The sequence below is a fragment of the Nonomuraea sp. NPDC049725 genome (assembly GCF_040674795.1).
GTDB classification, from domain to species: Bacteria; Actinomycetota; Actinomycetes; order Streptosporangiales; family Streptosporangiaceae; genus Nonomuraea; species Nonomuraea ceibae.
Genome location: NZ_JBFANJ010000004.1, coordinates 538,548 through 554,150, shown reverse-complemented (window position 1 = coordinate 554,150; position 15,603 = coordinate 538,548). Strand labels below are relative to the sequence as shown.

The 15,603-nt window shown below is 71.2% G+C and carries 17 protein-coding genes; 11 read left to right on the top strand and 6 right to left on the bottom strand.

The window, feature by feature from the left end:
• Positions 1-39 precede the first annotated feature (39 nt).
• From AB0J53_RS13760 to AB0J53_RS13745, 4 genes are all read left to right on the top strand, one after another.
• On the top strand, positions 40-570 hold the full coding sequence (locus tag AB0J53_RS13760; RefSeq protein WP_364171859.1) for a hypothetical protein: 531 nt from the start codon (positions 40-42) through the stop codon (positions 568-570).
• Positions 571-997: 427 nt separating this feature from the next.
• Positions 998-1,531: a flavoprotein gene (locus AB0J53_RS13755; protein WP_364171857.1), complete on the top strand. Its 534-nt coding sequence runs from the start codon at positions 998-1,000 to the stop codon at positions 1,529-1,531.
• A gap of 297 nt (positions 1,532-1,828) precedes the next feature.
• Complete coding sequence (locus AB0J53_RS13750) at positions 1,829-3,043, top strand: histidine kinase (RefSeq protein WP_364171855.1); 1,215 nt, start codon at positions 1,829-1,831, stop codon at positions 3,041-3,043.
• Positions 3,040-3,717: a response regulator transcription factor gene (locus AB0J53_RS13745; protein ID WP_364171853.1), complete on the top strand. Its 678-nt coding sequence runs from the start codon at positions 3,040-3,042 to the stop codon at positions 3,715-3,717. Before AB0J53_RS13750 ends, AB0J53_RS13745 begins: the two co-directional genes overlap by 4 nt.
• A gap of 32 nt (positions 3,718-3,749) precedes the next feature.
• Here the strand turns inward: AB0J53_RS13745 and AB0J53_RS13740 are convergent, their stop codons facing one another.
• Positions 3,750-4,268 carry a hypothetical protein gene (locus AB0J53_RS13740; RefSeq protein WP_364171851.1) on the bottom strand — a complete coding sequence of 173 codons (519 nt, stop codon included), beginning with the start codon at positions 4,266-4,268 and terminating at the stop codon, positions 3,750-3,752.
• 195 nt (positions 4,269-4,463) lie between these two features.
• Here AB0J53_RS13740 and AB0J53_RS13735 point away from each other — a divergent pair, with 195 nt between their 5' ends.
• Both AB0J53_RS13735 and AB0J53_RS13730 read left to right on the top strand, forming a co-directional pair.
• Positions 4,464-5,705 (top strand): sensor domain-containing protein, encoded by a 1,242-nt coding sequence (locus tag AB0J53_RS13735; protein WP_364171994.1) that lies wholly within the window; start codon positions 4,464-4,466, stop codon positions 5,703-5,705.
• Positions 5,702-6,340 (top strand): response regulator transcription factor, encoded by a 639-nt coding sequence (locus AB0J53_RS13730; RefSeq protein ID WP_357583553.1) that lies wholly within the window; start codon positions 5,702-5,704, stop codon positions 6,338-6,340. Before AB0J53_RS13735 ends, AB0J53_RS13730 begins: the two co-directional genes overlap by 4 nt.
• On the opposite strand, the gene AB0J53_RS13725 is transcribed toward AB0J53_RS13730, so the two are convergent.
• Positions 6,321-7,343 (bottom strand): hypothetical protein, encoded by a 1,023-nt coding sequence (locus AB0J53_RS13725; RefSeq protein WP_364171849.1) that lies wholly within the window; start codon positions 7,341-7,343, stop codon positions 6,321-6,323. The genes AB0J53_RS13730 and AB0J53_RS13725 overlap by 20 nt on opposite strands.
• 179 nt (positions 7,344-7,522) lie before the next feature.
• Between AB0J53_RS13725 and AB0J53_RS13720 the strand changes: the two genes are divergently transcribed.
• From AB0J53_RS13720 to AB0J53_RS13705, 4 genes are all read left to right on the top strand, one after another.
• On the top strand, positions 7,523-8,119 hold the full coding sequence (locus tag AB0J53_RS13720; RefSeq protein ID WP_364171847.1) for a hypothetical protein: 597 nt from the start codon (positions 7,523-7,525) through the stop codon (positions 8,117-8,119).
• A gap of 230 nt (positions 8,120-8,349) precedes the next feature.
• Positions 8,350-8,490: a hypothetical protein gene (locus AB0J53_RS13715; protein WP_364171845.1), complete on the top strand. Its 141-nt coding sequence runs from the start codon at positions 8,350-8,352 to the stop codon at positions 8,488-8,490.
• Between the two features lie 164 nt (positions 8,491-8,654).
• Positions 8,655-8,810, top strand: a complete 156-nt coding sequence (locus AB0J53_RS13710; protein WP_364171843.1) for a hypothetical protein — start codon at positions 8,655-8,657, stop codon at positions 8,808-8,810.
• Positions 8,811-8,878: 68 nt separating this feature from the next.
• Positions 8,879-10,051, top strand: a complete 1,173-nt coding sequence (locus AB0J53_RS13705; protein ID WP_364171841.1) for an ATP-binding protein — start codon at positions 8,879-8,881, stop codon at positions 10,049-10,051.
• 59 nt (positions 10,052-10,110) lie between these two features.
• Here the strand turns inward: AB0J53_RS13705 and AB0J53_RS13700 are convergent, their stop codons facing one another.
• Both AB0J53_RS13700 and sigJ read right to left on the bottom strand, forming a co-directional pair.
• A complete protein-coding gene (locus tag AB0J53_RS13700; RefSeq protein ID WP_364171839.1) occupies positions 10,111-11,238 on the bottom strand; it encodes an FAD-dependent oxidoreductase in 1,128 nt (375 codons plus the stop codon).
• Between the two features lie 69 nt (positions 11,239-11,307).
• Positions 11,308-12,183 (bottom strand): RNA polymerase sigma factor SigJ, encoded by an 876-nt coding sequence (gene sigJ, locus AB0J53_RS13695; protein WP_364171837.1) that lies wholly within the window; start codon positions 12,181-12,183, stop codon positions 11,308-11,310.
• Between the two features lie 207 nt (positions 12,184-12,390).
• On the opposite strand from sigJ, the gene AB0J53_RS13690 reads away from it, so the two are divergent.
• Positions 12,391-13,947 carry a long-chain fatty acid--CoA ligase gene (locus AB0J53_RS13690; protein ID WP_364171835.1) on the top strand — a complete coding sequence of 519 codons (1,557 nt, stop codon included), beginning with the start codon at positions 12,391-12,393 and terminating at the stop codon, positions 13,945-13,947.
• On the opposite strand, the gene AB0J53_RS13685 is transcribed toward AB0J53_RS13690, so the two are convergent.
• Entirely contained in the window at positions 13,927-14,742 is an 816-nt protein-coding gene (locus AB0J53_RS13685) for a helix-turn-helix transcriptional regulator (protein ID WP_364171833.1), read from the bottom strand. The genes AB0J53_RS13690 and AB0J53_RS13685 overlap by 21 nt on opposite strands.
• Positions 14,743-14,751: 9 nt before the next feature.
• On the bottom strand, positions 14,752-15,591 hold the full coding sequence (locus AB0J53_RS13680; protein WP_364171831.1) for a universal stress protein: 840 nt from the start codon (positions 15,589-15,591) through the stop codon (positions 14,752-14,754).
• Positions 15,592-15,603: the final 12 nt, after the last annotated feature.

Here is a 15,603-nt window from a genome sequence, read left to right as displayed (position 1 = left end):
CCCGATCGTCCAAGCCCCTTCAGGGGGTTGAATGTGTCCATGAGACTGTTACGCTGCCGTCCTCGGCCCGCCGGCACAGCCGTCTTGGCTCTGCTGATACCCCTTGCGGCCTGCGCCTCGGTGGACGGTGGTGTAGCAGTTACAGCGCCTCCTACCAGCCAACCATCCGATGCCGCAAGAAACGGTATCGACCATGTACATGCGGTCGGTCATGACCCGAAGATCGTCGTACGCAGCTCAACTCTCAACTTCCTGGTCGCCGCAGAAGGTGAGCTGACCTACAACTCCGCGAACCGATGCTTGGAGCTGGTGACCGCTGACTCATCGCCTATGGGGCTTGTCTGGCCGAAGGGCACGACCCCGACACAGATGAACGGAAAACGCGGCGTTACCGTCCCCGATGTCGGCGACATCCTGCAAGGATCTTCGGTAGCCCTGGTGGGCGGGTTCGAGAAATGGGGCAGGAGCAAGCCCTTTGGGTATAAGGCTTATGGGGACCTCGACTGTCTCACTCATGCTCCGAATGGCGACGTCTTTGTCATTGGGACTGTGGAAAAGGTCGGCGTCTAGTTTGCCGCCAGTCGCGCTCACACGCGGGATGTCTGCTCGGGAGGACATCCGTGCGCCGTGGTCCCCTTGGATAATCCCGCCTACTCCACTCCGCAGTACGAGGGCGGGCTGGCAAGGCTGGGGATCAATGCCGCCGTCTATGAGGACGCATCAGGCGATGTCATAGGACGAGGCACGGGGATATACCGGGATCAACCGCGCTACTCATGTGTATGCCCGAGTATCCACATCAGGGTCGAGCTTCGCTCCCCTTTCTGCCGGTGGATCTTGATCGGCCGAGCTTTGATCCGTAGGTTCCGGGTTCGAGTCCCGGGCTCCACCCTCATCTGACCTGGGCGGACGCCGGTTGGGCAGCCCGCCCGGTTCCCTGCCCTACGTGGAAGTGGCAGGCTGCCGTGAATACGTCGCCACCTTGGGAGTCCATCGCGTGAGCCGATCCGGCAAGCTCCTCCACGTCATCGTCTGCGCCGCCGGGCCCGCCCCCGACGTCGGCCGACTCGTCACCCTGGCCCGACAGGCCGGCTGGACCGTCCAGGTCGTGGCCACACCGCCCGCCCTGGACTTCATCGACGTCGCAGAGCTGGAGAAGCAGACCGGCCGCCCCGTACGCAGCCAGTACCGCAAGCCCGCAGAGCCCAAGTCCCCACGCGCGGACGCCATCATCGTCGCTCCCGCCACGTACAACACCATCAACAAGTTCGCCCAAGGCATCGCCGACACCTACGCCCTCGGCCTGCTCTCCGAGGCGCCCGGACTCGGCATCCCCGTCGTCGTCCTGCCCTTCGTCAACACCGCCCTCGCCTCCCGCGCCCCCTTCCGGCGCAGCGTGGAGGGGCTTCGCGCCGAAGGCATCCGCGTCCTGCTCGGCCCGGGCCAGTTCGAGCCGCACCCGCCCAGCACCGGACCCGACCGCATCGACGACTATCCCTGGGCGCTCGCCTTGGCGAACCTGCCGGATTGAGCCCTCTTATGCCTGCAGGCAAGTCGTTCCTCGTTCTGGCGGTTACCGCGTTGGCCCTGGCCCGGTGGGCTCTGGGAAGAGCCCGTGTTCAAGAACCTGGTCGGCTACGCGCACCCGGTCGGCTTCACCCTGAAGCGGCCTCTCGGTGGAAGGAGCGTCATCGACAGCACCGACGGCCGGCGGGTGCGGATTTGTCGGGAGGAGAAGCGCGGCTACGACCTGGGTCGTACGGGGCGGTCGGGAAGATAGGACCTGGGGTGGGTGCGGTGGCCGGCGGTCGTCGGTAGCGTCGCTGACGTGGTCGGACGACTCGTTGCCCGCGCCCGAGAGCACGGGTGGGTGCTGGACGCCGCCCTGGCCGGGGTGGTGGTGCTGGCCAACGTTCCTGGGTTGGACGGGGTGGCCGGGTGGGGTTGGCTGGGCGTGGTCTGTCTTCCGCTGGTGTGGCGGCGGGTGGCTCCGGTGCTGGTGCTGTATGTGACGGTCGGGCTCGGCCTGGCGTCTTATGTGGCGGGGGTGCAGGAGGTCTATCCGGTGGCCGTGGTCGGGGTGGCGGCGTACACGGTGGCCCGGCACCGTCCGTGGCCGCGGGTGGTGCCGCCGGTGGCGGCGCTCGGCGCGGCCTTTCTCTACGGCGTGCTGGTGGCGGGGCTGCGGTGGGGTGACGTGGTGGTGCTCGCCTCGGGCGTGGCGGTGGCCGTCCTGCTCGGGGTGACGCTCCAGACCCGGGAGTCCCATCTCGCGGGGCTGCGGGAGCGGGCCGAGCGGCTGGAACGGGAGCGTGACCAGCAGGCCCGTCTCGCGGTGGCGGCCGAGCGGAGCCGGATCGCCCGGGAGGTGCACGACATCGTGACCCACAACCTGGCGGTGATGGTGGCGCTGTCCGACGGGGCGGCGTTCACCGCGACGACGGCTCCGGAGCGGGCCGCCGACACGATGGGGAAGGTGTCGGCGGTGGGCAGGGAGGCGCTCGCGGACATGCGCCGGCTGCTGGGGCTGCTCCGCGACGGCGGGCCCGACAGCGGCACCGGGCCGGGCGGCGGCACCGGGCCCGACATTGGCACCCGGCCGGGCAGCGTCGGCGAGAAGGGCAGTCTGGCCCCGCCGCCCGGCGTGAACGATCTCGATCTGCTCTTCGACCAGGTGCGGGAGGCAGGCGTACAGGTGACTCTGACCCGTGAAGGCGTGCCGGGCGGCTGGGGGCCGGGCCCGGGGCTGGCGATCTACCGGATCGTCCAGGAGGCGCTGACCAACACGATCAAGCATGCCGGCCCGGAGGCCGCCGCGAAGATCCGGCTGAGTTATACGGTCTCCGGGGCCGAGCTGGAGATCGTCGACGACGGGCGCGGCGCGTCCGCCCTGGCCGTGGCGGGGGCGCAGACCGCCGGTCACGGGCTGGCCGGCATGGCCGAGCGGGCGGCGGCCTACGGCGGCCGGGTCGAGGCGGGGCCGTTGCCCGATGGCGGCTGGCGGGTGCGCACCCGCCTCAGGTTCGGTGACGGAAGCCCGTGAAGATCCGGCTGCTGCTGGTGGACGACCAGCCCATGTTGCGGCTCGGCTTCCGCATGGTGTTCGAGACCCAGCCCGATCTGGAGGTCGTCGGGGAGGCCGGCGACGGCGCGCAGGGCGTGGCGATGACCCGCGCCACGAGAGCGGACGTGGTGCTGATGGACGTCCGGATGCCGGTGATGGACGGCATCGAGGCCACCCGGCGGATCGTCGAGTCCGGATCCCCGGCGCGCGTCCTGCTGCTGACGACGTTCAACCTCGACGAGTACGTCTTCGCCGGGCTGCGTGCCGGCGCGAGCGGGTTCCTGCTCAAGGAGGTGCCGCCGCCCGATCTGCTCACCGGCATCCGGGCCGTGGCCTCCGGCGACGCCGTGGTCGCGCCGCAGGTGACCCGCCGGTTGATCGACGCCTTCGCCCGGCACCTGCCCGACCCGGCGACGGGCTGCTCCCCTGCCGACGGGCGGCTGGACCAGCTCACCGAGCGCGAACGCGAGGTGCTGGCGGAGGTGGTCCGCGGTCACTCCAACGGCGAGATCGCCGAGACGCTGACCGTCTCGGAGGCGACGGTGAAGACCCATGTCGGCCGGATCCTCACCAAGCTGCACCTGCGTGACCGGGTGCAGCTCGTCGTGTACGCGTACGAGACGGGCATCGTACGGCCAGGTCAGAAGGAGTGAGCCGACACCTTCTCTCGCGCCGGCTGGGACGGTCAGTGTGCCGGGGCCCGGGGTCGGCGGCTGCTGGGGCCGCGGCCACATCGGGTGCGTCCCCACGGCTTGACGACGGACAGCACCGTGGCGAGAGACAGGACGACCAGCATCACGACCGACCCCGCCAGCAACCCGGGCTCCAAGGAGCCGATGTCGGCCCCCGGGTCGGCCAGGGTCATGGCGAGCGCGGCCTTCACCCCTTGGGCGGTGTACGCGTACCCGAAGATCATCGCGAAGACGGTGAGCACCAGTTTGGTGACGACCCACCAGTGATGCAGGACGCGCCACTTGGTGTACAGCGCCAGCACGAGTCCGGTGACCAGGGCCCCCAGGCTCCCGGGAATCATGATCGCCGTGTCGCTGATGTGCAGCATGTCGTAGGCCGCGGGCCGCAGGGGCCTTCCCGTGCTGGTCAGCGCCACGACGCCCATGACGAGCATGGCGTAGCTGCCGCCGAGCCAGCCCACGGACAGGCTCACGTGCAGCACCAGCCACACCCTGCGCGCGGTGGGTTTCATCGGCCAGGTGACCGATCGCCTTGGTGCGGAGTGAACCGGCCTCACGAGATGCCCTCCAGTGCGGTAGACGACGAGGTCTCCAGCACACAGGTGACCGGTGGACGGGCGAATCACGGCAGGTACGACATTTCTTGGTATAGGTGGCTGTCATGGCAGGAGCCGGGAAAGGTCCTAAGCTCCGGCGGTGTGGAGAGCATGCACCCGACCAGGCTCCTGACCTCCTCCACGCCCTGGCGCGCCTGGGCGTACGCGGCGACCGGCGCCCTGCTCGGCGGCGTGACCATGACGGTGGTGCTGACGTTCGTCCTGGTGGGCGTGACGCTGGCGCCTCTCGCGATCGGGTTCGTCCCGTTGACGGCGGCCGGGCTGGCGGGGATCCCGATCGGCGCCGTCGAACGCCGGCGGCTACGGCTGCTCGGCCTGCCTGCGCTCCCCAGCCCGCACCGGACCCTGCGCCGGCCGAGGCCCAGGGCGTGGATCGGCACCAGGCTCCGCGAGAACGCCACCTGGCGCGCGTTCGGCTACACCATGGCGCTGATCACGGGGCTGTGGCTGCTCGACTACGCCGTCGCCGCCGTACCGCTGGTCTGTACCGTCTTCCTCGCCGCACCAGTCGTCTACCTGGTGTCCGGGCCGGTCGACCTCCTCGGCACGCACCTGGCCACACTGGCGGACTCGCTCCTGGTGGCAGGGTTCGCAGCGCTCGGGCTGGTGGCCGCGGCCTACCTGGCCGTCGTGGCCGCGAAGATGCGGGTTCCGATCGCCCGGGCGCTGCTCGCGCCTCCCCCGTACGAGATCCCGGACATGGAGACGGTCGGCTCCAGCGGGCGGCTGCTCGACGCGTTCGACGCCGAACGGCGGCGCATCGAGCGTGATCTGCACGACGGCACCCAGCAGCGGCTCGTCGCGCTCGGCGTGATGCTGGACATGGCGCGGATGAACGTGGCCGATCCCAAGCTGCACAGCCTGCTGTCCCGCGCCCATCTAGAGACCATCACGACGCTTGAGGAGCTGCGCGAGCTCGTACGCGGCATCCATCCGCCGGTGCTGGCCGAGCGCGGCCTCCCCGAAGCCGTGTCCGAGCTGGCCAGGGCTCATTCCCTGAGGATCCGGGTGAAGATCGACGTTCCGGGCAGGCTCGTGCCCAGTGTGGAGAGCACCGCGTACTTCATGGTGAGCGAGGCTCTGGCTAACGTCGCCAAGCACGCCGAGGCCGACGACTGCTGGGTCAGCGGCTGGATCGCCCGCGACACGCTGATCCTGGAAGTGGGTGACAACGGCAGGGGCGGCCTCGACGTACGGGCGGACGGCGGCGTCCAGGGCATGGCGGACCGGGTGGCCGCGGTGGGCGGCCGGGTGAGATTCACCAGCCCCGGCGGCGGGCCGACCGTCCTGCGCGCCGAGATCCCCTGCCTGCCGCACCCGGTGACGGCATGAGAGTCGTGCTGGCCGAGGATTCCGGCCTGCTGCGGGAGAGCCTGGTCAACCTTCTCACGTACTTCGAGCATCAGGTGGTGGCCGCAGTGGCTACCGCCGGTGAGCTCCGCAGCGCGACCTCGGCCTTCCGGCCCGACATCGTCGTCACCGACGTGCGTATGCCGCCCGACCACACCGACGACGGCCTGCGGGCGGCGATCGCGCTGCGCCGCGATCGCCCTTCGCTGCCGGTGCTGGTCCTCAGCCAGTACGTCGACGGCGCCGCACTCTCCGAGCTGCTGCGTAGCGGTGATGCCGGCACTGGCTACCTGCTCAAGGACCGGGTGGCGAACGGCGCACAGTTCGTGGCGACCATGCGGGAGGTGGGCGGCGGCGAGACGGTGATCGACCCGGAGGTGGTGCGGCGGCTGCTCACGCACCGGGCCGACCCGCTGCTGCGGCTCAGCCCGCGCGAGCTCGAGGTGCTGGCTCTGATGGCGGAGGGCCGGTCCAACGCCGCCATCGGCAGGGATCTCGTCATCTCCGAGGTGACCGTCTCCAAGCACATCGGCAGCATCTTCACCAAACTGGACCTGCCCGCCGACGAGATCAGTCACCGCAGGGTCCTGGCGGTCCTCAGCTACCTGCGCGGCTGATCTCTCCGGCCGACTGCGCCGCTCGGCCCTGCCGCCGGGCGACGAGGGCCGTGGCGGTGAGGTAGACGGCGACGAAGACGGCTCCGGACAGGGCCCTGAAGGCGTCGCCGACCAGCAGTCCGATCAGCAGGACGACGACGGCCGCCTGTGTCGTTCCCGCGCCGAGGACGAACAGCGCGGCGGCGGCCCTGGTCGTCGCCCGTACCCTGGCCGTCGCCCAGAGTCCCGCCGCCACCGCCGCCGAGGTGTAGAGCGCCACGACCGGCCACGGGGCCTCGACCACGGAGACCAGCAGCTCGGTCCCGACGAACCAGCTCGCGTACAGCCCCGCCCCCGCCGCGAACGGCAGCCACCGCGCCCCCGGCCGATCCACGACCGCCACCACCCGCGGCCCCCGCGGGAGCCGCGCCGCGACCAGGCAGGCGACCAGCGCGGCACCGAGCACGACCGCCAGGTGCAGGAGGAAGGTCCCGCCGTCCTGCACCCCGCGGTTCTCGCCCCAGAACACGAACCGGGCGATCGCCAGCCCGCCGGTGACGATCCCCAGCACCCAGGTGGCCCACTTCGGCAGCCACGGCCGGTCCGCCTGCTCGGGGAACAGCAGGTGCGTCAGGAGCACCGGGGTGAGGAGCGAGAACAGTCCGTGCCAGGGCAGGATGTACAGCGCCCAGGGGATCCGCAGCCCGGCGACCACCCCCAACGTCCCGTACGCGTCGTTCGCCGGGTCGAGCGGGTGGAAGAGCGTCTCCGAGATCAGACCCTCGTTGTACAGGCCGTAGATCATGCCCAGGCACCACAGGCCGAGCAGTCCCGTCCTCGTCCGCGTGGCCACCTCGCGCAGCACCAGAATCGGCAGACCGTAGACGAAAACGGTGAAGGGGAGGAACATGCCCGGCTGGAAGAAGTCGGTGGCGGGCATGGAGCCGCTGAACACCTCCGCCAGCAGCGGCGAGAGCACCATGAGCACCGGAATTGGCCACGGGCTCCGACGTAACGCGTTCATCGTGAGGGTTTCCTTTCGTCGGGATCCGACGCTAGGGAAGCCGCTTCTCACGCACGACAGCCCGAAGTCGGACTCGGGCAGACCGGAAACCTCCACCTCAGGTCGCATCCCGTCCTCCGACGGTCGCACCCGCTTGCCGGATCGAGCGCTCAGGTAACGAACGGCGACATAATCCAACCGTGATCGATCACTACCGAAATCTCTTCGACCGGCACCAGTGGTTGGAGGACGCGCTCAACTGGACCGTTGTGCAGCCCCTGGACGAAGAAACCACGGTGGACGACCTCCTGTGGCGGCTGAACGGAGGCCGCGAGCCACACCAACGCACCATGGAATACGCCACGGAAGAGGCCTATTTGGAGGATCAGCCGGTTTTCTTCGCCTTCAAGGGCGCAGGAACCTACGGCTTTCTGGAGTTCAGTTACGGCTACGCCACGCCCGATCACATCCTCGTCGAACTCAGCAAGACGTCACGGGTGTGGATGGCGACCTGGCACATGAACGGTGGATACACGCTCCTGTACGCAGCCGACGGCGAGATCCAGGCGCGAATGGGCTACTTCATTTTCGCCGAGCACCTCATCCAGTTGGGTGACCCGAGCATCCTGGCCGATTTCCTGCCCATGCTCGACAGCCTCGACCCGGAGGATTATCGAGGCAAGCGCAGCGCGGCATTCGCCTTCATCGAGGCGTCCACCGGTATGCGCCTTGAAAGCGAGTGGCTGGATGTGGAAGAAGCGCCCGTCATCATCTTCGACAACTGGAACCAGGAGTGAATCACAGCGGGCCGGACACAGCGGTGACGACCCTCAAGAAGGTGTCGCTGGGTGGTAGTCGCGGACCGGGAAGGAGTCGGACAGGCGAATTCCCTGGGAGTTGAGGGTGGCCAGCCATCGGGTGAGAGCGCGGGGCAGAAGGTGTGGCTGCGCTGGACGAAGTCTTCAATTTCGGCCTGGTAGGCGGGGAACGCCCGGTGTGGTCGCCGCCGGCTGCCGCCAGTTGGCCGGTGAGCACGTACGCGAAGATCATCGCGAGGCTGGTGCTGGCGCCGATCGCGGGGCCGGGGGACAGTCCTGCGTCGCCGACCAGCGTCACCCGGCCGCGTGACCAGGTGTCCAGGCGGATCTGGGTGATGGAGTCGAAGTAGAAGGCCGGGGTGCGGTCGAGTTCGGCGAGCCAGCGCGGAGCGTGGCTGTCGAGACCGGCGAAGCGTTCGCGAAGCAGGGTCTTCTGCCGGGCGACGTCGCGGTGGCTTCACCGGAGCCTGAGCCGGGCTGAGCTGGGCTGGGCTGGGCCGGGCTGGGCTGGGCGATGACCCGGAGAAACCTCCGGCTGTGCGCCCTCCTGCTGAAGATCCTCGGCCGGCTCGTCCGCCGCGCCCAGGCCGACGGCAAGGCACGCGACCTCTCCGACCTGGGGTGGACCGCGGGGTCGCCGGCGCTGGGCTGCGTCATGCGCCTGGGCTGACCGTTCTCTGATGTTTTCGCATGTCGCGGGGCCTCTGAGGGTAGATGGCGGCTGAGGGGGACCCGGTGATGGGAGCGACGGTCGACTACCAGGCGGCATTCGAGGCGCTGCCGTGTCCCTGCATGCTGCTCACCCGCGAGCTGGTCGTGCTCGCCGTGAACGACGCCTGCCTGCGGATGACCGGCCAGGAGCGGGACGAGGTCGTCGGCCGGTCCCTGCCGGTGGCCCCGAGGGGGCTGAGCGCGGCGGGGGCGGCGAAGGTGCGCGCGTCGCTGGAGCGGGTGGCCGGTACGGGCGTCGGCGAGGTCGTCCCGCTGCTGCGGCACGACTGGGCGCCGCCCGACCCGCGCCACTGGCGGATGACGAGCGCGCCGGTGCTCGATCCGTCGGGCGCCGCCAAGGGGATCATCGTCGTGTTCGGGCAGGCGGAGGTCGCCGGCGCCGCCGAGGAGCCGGACGCCGGGGCCGACGGGCTGCTCCACCAGGCGTACCGGCAGGAGCAGCAGAAGGTGTCGATGCTGCACGAGACGATCGAGCATCAGCAGCGGTTCGTGTTCGACGCCGCGCACGACCTGCGCAACCCGATCACGGGCCTGCTGACCGAGCTGGAGGACGCGCTGTCCGACCCGGGCGCGGACCTGCGCCGGACCCTGCGGAGCCTGCACCGCGACGCCGAGCGGCTCAACGAGATCGTGGGCGACCTGCTCGCCCTGGCCCGCCTCTACACGGCCCCGCCGCCCGGCGTCGAGCTCGTCGACCTGGCCCGCCTGGTCGTGGAGGAGCTGGGCGCCCACCCACCGAGCGCGGCCGTGGTCACCCGGCTGGAGGAGGACGTGGTCGTACGGGCCTCGCAGGTGCGGCTGGCCCGGCTGCTGTCCAACCTGGTGGCCAACGCCGAACGCCACACCACCACCACCATCGAGTTCGTGGTCGCCGCCACGCCGCCGTACGCCGTCCTGGAGATCATCGACGACGGGCCCGGCATCCCGCCCGAGGACCGGGAGCGCATCTTCCACCGGCTCTACCGGCACGACCAGGCGCGCACGCTCGACACCGGCGGCTCCGGGTTCGGCCTGCCGATCGCCCGCGAGATCGCCCACGCGTACGGGGGCGATCTGTTCGTGGCCGATCACCCGGACGGCGCCCGGTTCGTGCTGCGGCTGCCGCTGGCGGCGCGGCCGGAGCCCGGCGGTGAGGAGGCTCCGGACCGGCCGTTATCGAGGAGCGCGACGTCCTCCTGACGCGGAAGCTCCCAGCGCGGGAAGCTCCCAGCCCGGGAAGCTCCCAGCCCCGAAAGCTCCTAGCGGGGGAAGAAGGGGAGGTCCAGGTAGACGTCGTCGGCGGCGGCGAGGATCTTCGCGGCGTCGTCGACGGGCGGGTGGATCGCCTGGTTGATCTGCCGCTTGATCTCCTTGCCGTGGGCGCCCGTGGCCATCACCTTCCGGTCCCAGCCGCGGGTGAAGATCCCCCCGGCGCCGCCCAGGTCGAGGCAGGTGACGTACGGGCCGGGGGTGAAGTCGCGCGAAGGGACGCCGAGCAGGTCGGCCGCCGCGTTGTACCCGGCGACCTTGCCGAGCGGGACGGCGTGCTGGCAGGACTGCGTGACCGTGTGCCCGGCGTCGTAGGGCGCCGCGGCCGTGTCACCGGCGGCGAACACCTCGGGCAGGGCGCGCAGGTGCCGGTCCACCGGTATCCGGCCAAGGTGGTCGAGTGAGCCGGTGATGTGCCGGGTGAGCCGGTTCGCCCGCATGCCCGCCGACCAGACGACCGCGTCCGCCTCGACCTTGGTGCCGTCGGACAGGGCTGCGTAGCCGTCGCCGACCTCGGTCACGGTGGTGGCGAGGCGGCGTTCGACGCCGAGCTCGTCCAGGGCCGACTCGATCGCCTCGCGCGGCTCCGGGCCGAGCTGCTCGCCGACCACCGTCGCCTGGTCCACCAGCAGCACCCGGCCCCGGGCGGCCAGCTCGGTCGCCGCCTCCAGACCGGTGAACCCGGCGCCGACGACCACGACGGAACAGTCCGCCCGGCCGCGCAGCCGGTCGGCGAGCCGCTGGGCCCCGGCCAGGGTGTCGATGTCGAAGAGCCGTTCGGCGCCGGGCAGGTCCCGTGGCCGGACGAGCTCGCTGCCCGCCGCCAGCACCAGGCGGTCGTACGGGATCTCCTGGCCGTCGGCCACCACCACGCGGCGGGCGGTGTCGATCTCGCTGACCGTGGCGCGCAGGTGCTCGACGCCGATCGGGTCGAGGATCCTGCGCAGCTCCACCGTGGCCAGGCCCGGTTCGGGCTCGTACAGCCTCGGACGCAGGACCATCCGCTCGCCGGGCGCGATGAGCGTGATACGCAGGTCCCGCTCCCCGCGCGCCAGCGCCGCGCCCGCCGCGCTCCACACGCCCGCGAAACCACCACCGATGATCACAACCTGTGCCACCGTCTCGTCCTCTCTCAGCCTGTCCCCCCACGGACGGGGAGGGATCGGCAGGGAGACAAGACAGCCGGCTCAGATGTGACCGATGCGCGGAAGCTTGTCGGGATTGACCAGCCTCCTGAACTCCGTGATCCGCCCGCCGCTGACCTCCACGGTGTCGAGCCAGACCAGCGCGCCGCCGGAGTAGGTCGCCAGGGCGGGCTCCCCGTTGACCTCGACGACCCGGACGGCGTCCGGACGCCTGAGCTCGACCTGCCTGATCGCCAGCCGGGCGATGATCGCGGCGCCCCGTACTGGCCTGCGCGCCGCCGTCGCCTTGCCGCCGCCGTCGGCGACGTAGACGGCCTCGGGGTCCAGCAGCGCGACGAGCCCGGCCAGGTCACCGGCCTCGGCCGCCGCCCTGAACGCCTCCAGCACCCGCCTGGTCTCGGCCTTGGAGGCGCGGGGCCGTTCCGTGACGGCGGCGACCCGCGTACGGGCCCGCGAGGCGAGCTTGCGGCTGGCGGCGGGCGTGGCGCCCAGCACCTCGGCGATGCGCGCGAACGGGAGGTCGAACACGTCGTGCAGCACCAGCGCCACGCGCTCGGCGGGGGTGAGCGTCCGCATGACCACCAGCATCGCGGTGCTCACCGACTCGTCCACGAGCACCCGGGTCGCGGCGTCGGGCCCGGTCAGCAGCGGTTCGGGCAGCCACGGCCCGACGTACGACTCACGCCGCACGCGCGCCGACATCAGCACGTTGTAGGCCGTACGGGCGGACACGGTCACCAGCCAGGCACGCATGTCGCGCACCTCGGACAGGTCGGCGGCGGCGGCCCGCAGCCACACCTCCTGCGCCACGTCCTCCGCCTCGGCCACGCTGCCGAGAATCCGGTACGCGGCCCCGAACACCGCCGGCCGGTGGGCCGCCCAGTCGGCCTCCGTCAGCGCCGTGCCCGTCGGTTCCACCTCGCACCCCGATCCCCTGCGACCACTCTCCTCCGATGCCGAGGCTACGTGCGCCTCGACGCCACGATTGCGCGGGGTCCGCCGGTTCCGGCCGCTGCCGGGCGCGCTCGGCCGTAGCCGGTGGAGTCGGCACGTTCGTACAAGTGCTGGGGGTGGGGGGCGGAGCATTCTGGGGGCGGACGAGGCGTTCCGACGAGAGGGGCCCCGATGCTCAACCTGTCGATCATTCTGGAAGACAGCGCCCGCACGGTCCCGGACCGCACCGCCCTGGTCTACGGGGATCTGCGGCTGCCGTACGCCATGGTGGACTCCGTCGCGAACCAGGTGGCCAATCTGCTGGTGGAGCGCGGGATCGGCAGGGGCGACAAGGTGGCGCTGCTCTGCCCGAACGTGCCGTACTTCCCCTTCGTGTACTTCGGCATCCTGAAGGCCGGGGCGACCGTGGTGCCGCTCAACGTGCTGTTGCAGCCGAGGGAGATCGCGTACCACCTGGACGACAGCGGCGCGAAGGCGCTGTTCTGCTTCGAGGGCACGCCCGAGCTGCCGACGGGGGCGCGCGGGCGGGAGGCGGTGGACGCGACGGAGGGGTGTGAGCACTTCTTCGTCCTGCCGGCGACGCCGCTGGCGACCGAGTCGGAGTACGGGGAGTCGTTCTGGGCGGCGTTGGACGGCAAGTCGGGCGAGTTCGAGACGGTGGGCACCGGGGCGGAGGACGTCGCGGCCATCCTCTACACGTCGGGCACCACGGGGCGGCCCAAGGGCGCGGAGCTCACGCACGCGAATCTGCTGCTCAACACGATGGTCAGCGACGAGATGTTCCCCCGCGACCCCGAGGGTGACGTGTCGCTGGCGGTGCTGCCGCTGTTCCACTCCTTCGGCCAGACCTCGGTGATGAACGTGAGCCTGCGCCGCCGCGCCACGCTGGTGCTCGTGCCGCGGTTCGAGCCCGGTCAGGCGCTGGAGCTGATGCGCGGGGAGCGGGTGACGATGTTCGCCGGGGTGCCGACCATGTACTGGGCGATGCTGGCGAAGATCCACGCGGGTGAGGCCGAGGTGCCGGCGTCGTTGCGGGTGGCGGTGTCGGGGGCGGCCGCCTGCCCGGTGGAGGTGCTCAAGGACTTCGAGGCCACGTTCGGCATCCCGATCCTGGAGGGGTACGGGCTGTCGGAGACGTCCCCGGCGGCCTGTTTCAACCAGCTCAGCCGGCCGACCAGGCCGGGCACGATCGGCTTCCCGGTGTGGGGGGTGGAGATGCGGCTGGTGGACGACGACTGGAACACGGTCGAGGGCGAAGGGCCCGGGGAGATCGCCGTGCGCGGGCACAACATCATGAAGGGCTATCACGGCAGGCCGGAGGAGACGGCGGAGGTGCTGCGGGACGGCTGGTTCCGCACCGGGGACATCGCCACCCGCGACGAGGACGGCTACTACTCCATCGTCGACCGCACCAAGGACATGATCATCCGGGGCGGGTTCAACATCTATCCGCGCGAGCTGGAGGAGGTGCTGATGACGCATCCGGCGGTCTCGCTGGTGGCGGTGGTCGGCGTGCCGCACGGCTCGCACGGCGAGGAGGTCAAGGCGTACGTGATCCGGTCGCCCGGGTCGGCGGTGACCGAGGCCGAGCTCGTGGAGTGGTGCAGGGAGAACATGGCGGCCTACAAGTATCCGCGGATCGTCGAGTTCTGCGAGAGCCTGCCGATGACCGCGACCGGCAAGATTCTCAAGCGGGAGCTGCGCCGGTCACGGGCCGACGTCGGGTAACCAGTCGATCGCGGCGGCGAGCTCGGAGGGCGTGTTGCCGAAGGTGCGCCGGAAGGCGCGGGTGAAGTGCGGGCCGTCGGTGAACCCGGCGCTGTGCGCGGCAGCCGTCAGCGTCTCCCCGGCGGCCACCCGGTCGATGGCCTGCCGCAGCCGCAGCCACCGCACGTACGGCCGCAGCGGGATGCCGACGTGCGCGCCGAACAGGTGCGCGAGCCGGCTCGGCGACAGGTGGACGGCGTCTGCCACCGCTCGCAGCCGTACCGGTCCTGCCGGCAGGAGCGCGGGGATGACGGTGATCGCCGCCTCGACGGCCGGATGGAGGGTGGCGTCGGCGGCGCCGCTGTGGCCGCTGCACGCCTCGACCGTGCGCAGCGCGCCCGCCGCCTCGGCCGAGCGCGAGTGCCCGGCCGTCGGCTCGGCGAACATGAGCGGCCTGGCTCCCCCACGCCCGTCCTGAGCGCCGGAACCGGCGAGGGCGGCGGGCGGCGACCAGGTCGAGGCCCGCGCCCCCGCGCCGGAGCGGGCGAGCAGGGCGCGGCCGGGCGCGCTGCGCGGGTCCAGGTGGGCGAGCAGCGCGTCATGGGCTCCGCTGATCAGCGTGTGGCCGGTGTCGGGCGGGACGACGGCGATCCGCGTGGTCAGCCGCTCCCCGTGGGCGTCGGCCAGTGTGAAGGGCTCGGCGGCGACGATGAGCTGCACCGCGTGGTGCGCGTGCGGCTCGTTGGTGCCGACCGTGCCGCCGTACAGCAGGAGGCCGGGCCGCAGGAGGCACCAGCCGCGCCAGGGGTGCGACATCACCGCACTTTATGCCTGTTTCGCCCCGGGGCGGACTATCGCCACCGGACAGGTCGCCTGTTGCAGCACCGTCCGGCTCACGGACCCGAGCACGGCGGAGGCGAAACCGCCCAGGCCGCGCGTGCCCACGACCACCAGATCGGCCGTCTCCCCGGCCTTGATCAGCGCCTCCGCCGGATGCCCGGCGATCTGCTCGCCGACGATCTCGATGTCCCGGTGCTTCTCCCGCCACGCCCTCAGCCGTTCGGCCGCCGTACGGAGCTCCGCCTCGCAGGAGCGCTCCAGCAGCGCGCTGTAGCCCACCGCGAGCGAGGGCGTGACGGGCACCTGCCAGGCGTACGTGACCAGCAGCGGCACGTCCCTGGCCCGGGCCTGCTCGGCGGCGTAGGCCAGGGCGGTCTCGGCGCACTGGGAGCCGTCGTCGCCGACGACGACGCGGCCGTGCGCAGGCTCGGCGGAGCCGCGTACGATCACCACCGGGCAGGCGGCGTGACCGGCGACGCCCACGCTCACCGAGCCGATCAGGAGCCCCTTGAACCCGCCGAGCCCCCGGCTGCCGAGCACCACGCTGTCGGCGGTGGCCGACTCGCCGACCATCGCGTCCACGACGTGCCCGGCCAGCAGCTCGGTGGTCACCTCGACACCGCCGGCCGCCCGGCCCACCCGGTCGCGGGCGGCCTCCAGGGTCCCGGCGCAGTAGTCCGTCGCCTCCCGGCCGAACCGGGAGTGCTCGCACACGTGGACGAGCCGCAGGCCCAGCCCCCGCCGCCGCGCGTCGGCGGCCGCCCATTCCAGCGCCGTGTCCGACGGCGCCGAGCCGTCCACGCCGACCACCACAGATTTGACCATCACGCACCTTCC

Coding starts and splice junctions, on each gene's coding strand:
- AB0J53_RS13760 (WP_364171859.1), top strand. CDS start 40: ATGAGACTGTTACGCTGCCGTCCTCGGCCCGCCGGCACAGCCGTCTTG.
- AB0J53_RS13740 (WP_364171851.1), bottom strand. CDS start 4,268: ATGAAACCCACCGCGCGCAGGGTGTGGCTGGTGCTGCACGTGAGCCTG.
- AB0J53_RS13735 (WP_364171994.1), top strand. CDS start 4,464: ATGCACCCGACCAGGCTCCTGACCTCCTCCACGCCCTGGCGCGCCTGG.
- AB0J53_RS13730 (WP_357583553.1), top strand. CDS start 5,702: ATGAGAGTCGTGCTGGCCGAGGATTCCGGCCTGCTGCGGGAGAGCCTG.
- AB0J53_RS13725 (WP_364171849.1), bottom strand. CDS start 7,343: ATGAACGCGTTACGTCGGAGCCCGTGGCCAATTCCGGTGCTCATGGTG.
- AB0J53_RS13710 (WP_364171843.1), top strand. CDS start 8,655: ATGACCCGGAGAAACCTCCGGCTGTGCGCCCTCCTGCTGAAGATCCTC.
- AB0J53_RS13705 (WP_364171841.1), top strand. CDS start 8,879: ATGGGAGCGACGGTCGACTACCAGGCGGCATTCGAGGCGCTGCCGTGT.
- AB0J53_RS13690 (WP_364171835.1), top strand. CDS start 12,391: ATGCTCAACCTGTCGATCATTCTGGAAGACAGCGCCCGCACGGTCCCG.
- AB0J53_RS13685 (WP_364171833.1), bottom strand. CDS start 14,742: ATGTCGCACCCCTGGCGCGGCTGGTGCCTCCTGCGGCCCGGCCTCCTG.
- AB0J53_RS13680 (WP_364171831.1), bottom strand. CDS start 15,591: ATGGTCAAATCTGTGGTGGTCGGCGTGGACGGCTCGGCGCCGTCGGAC.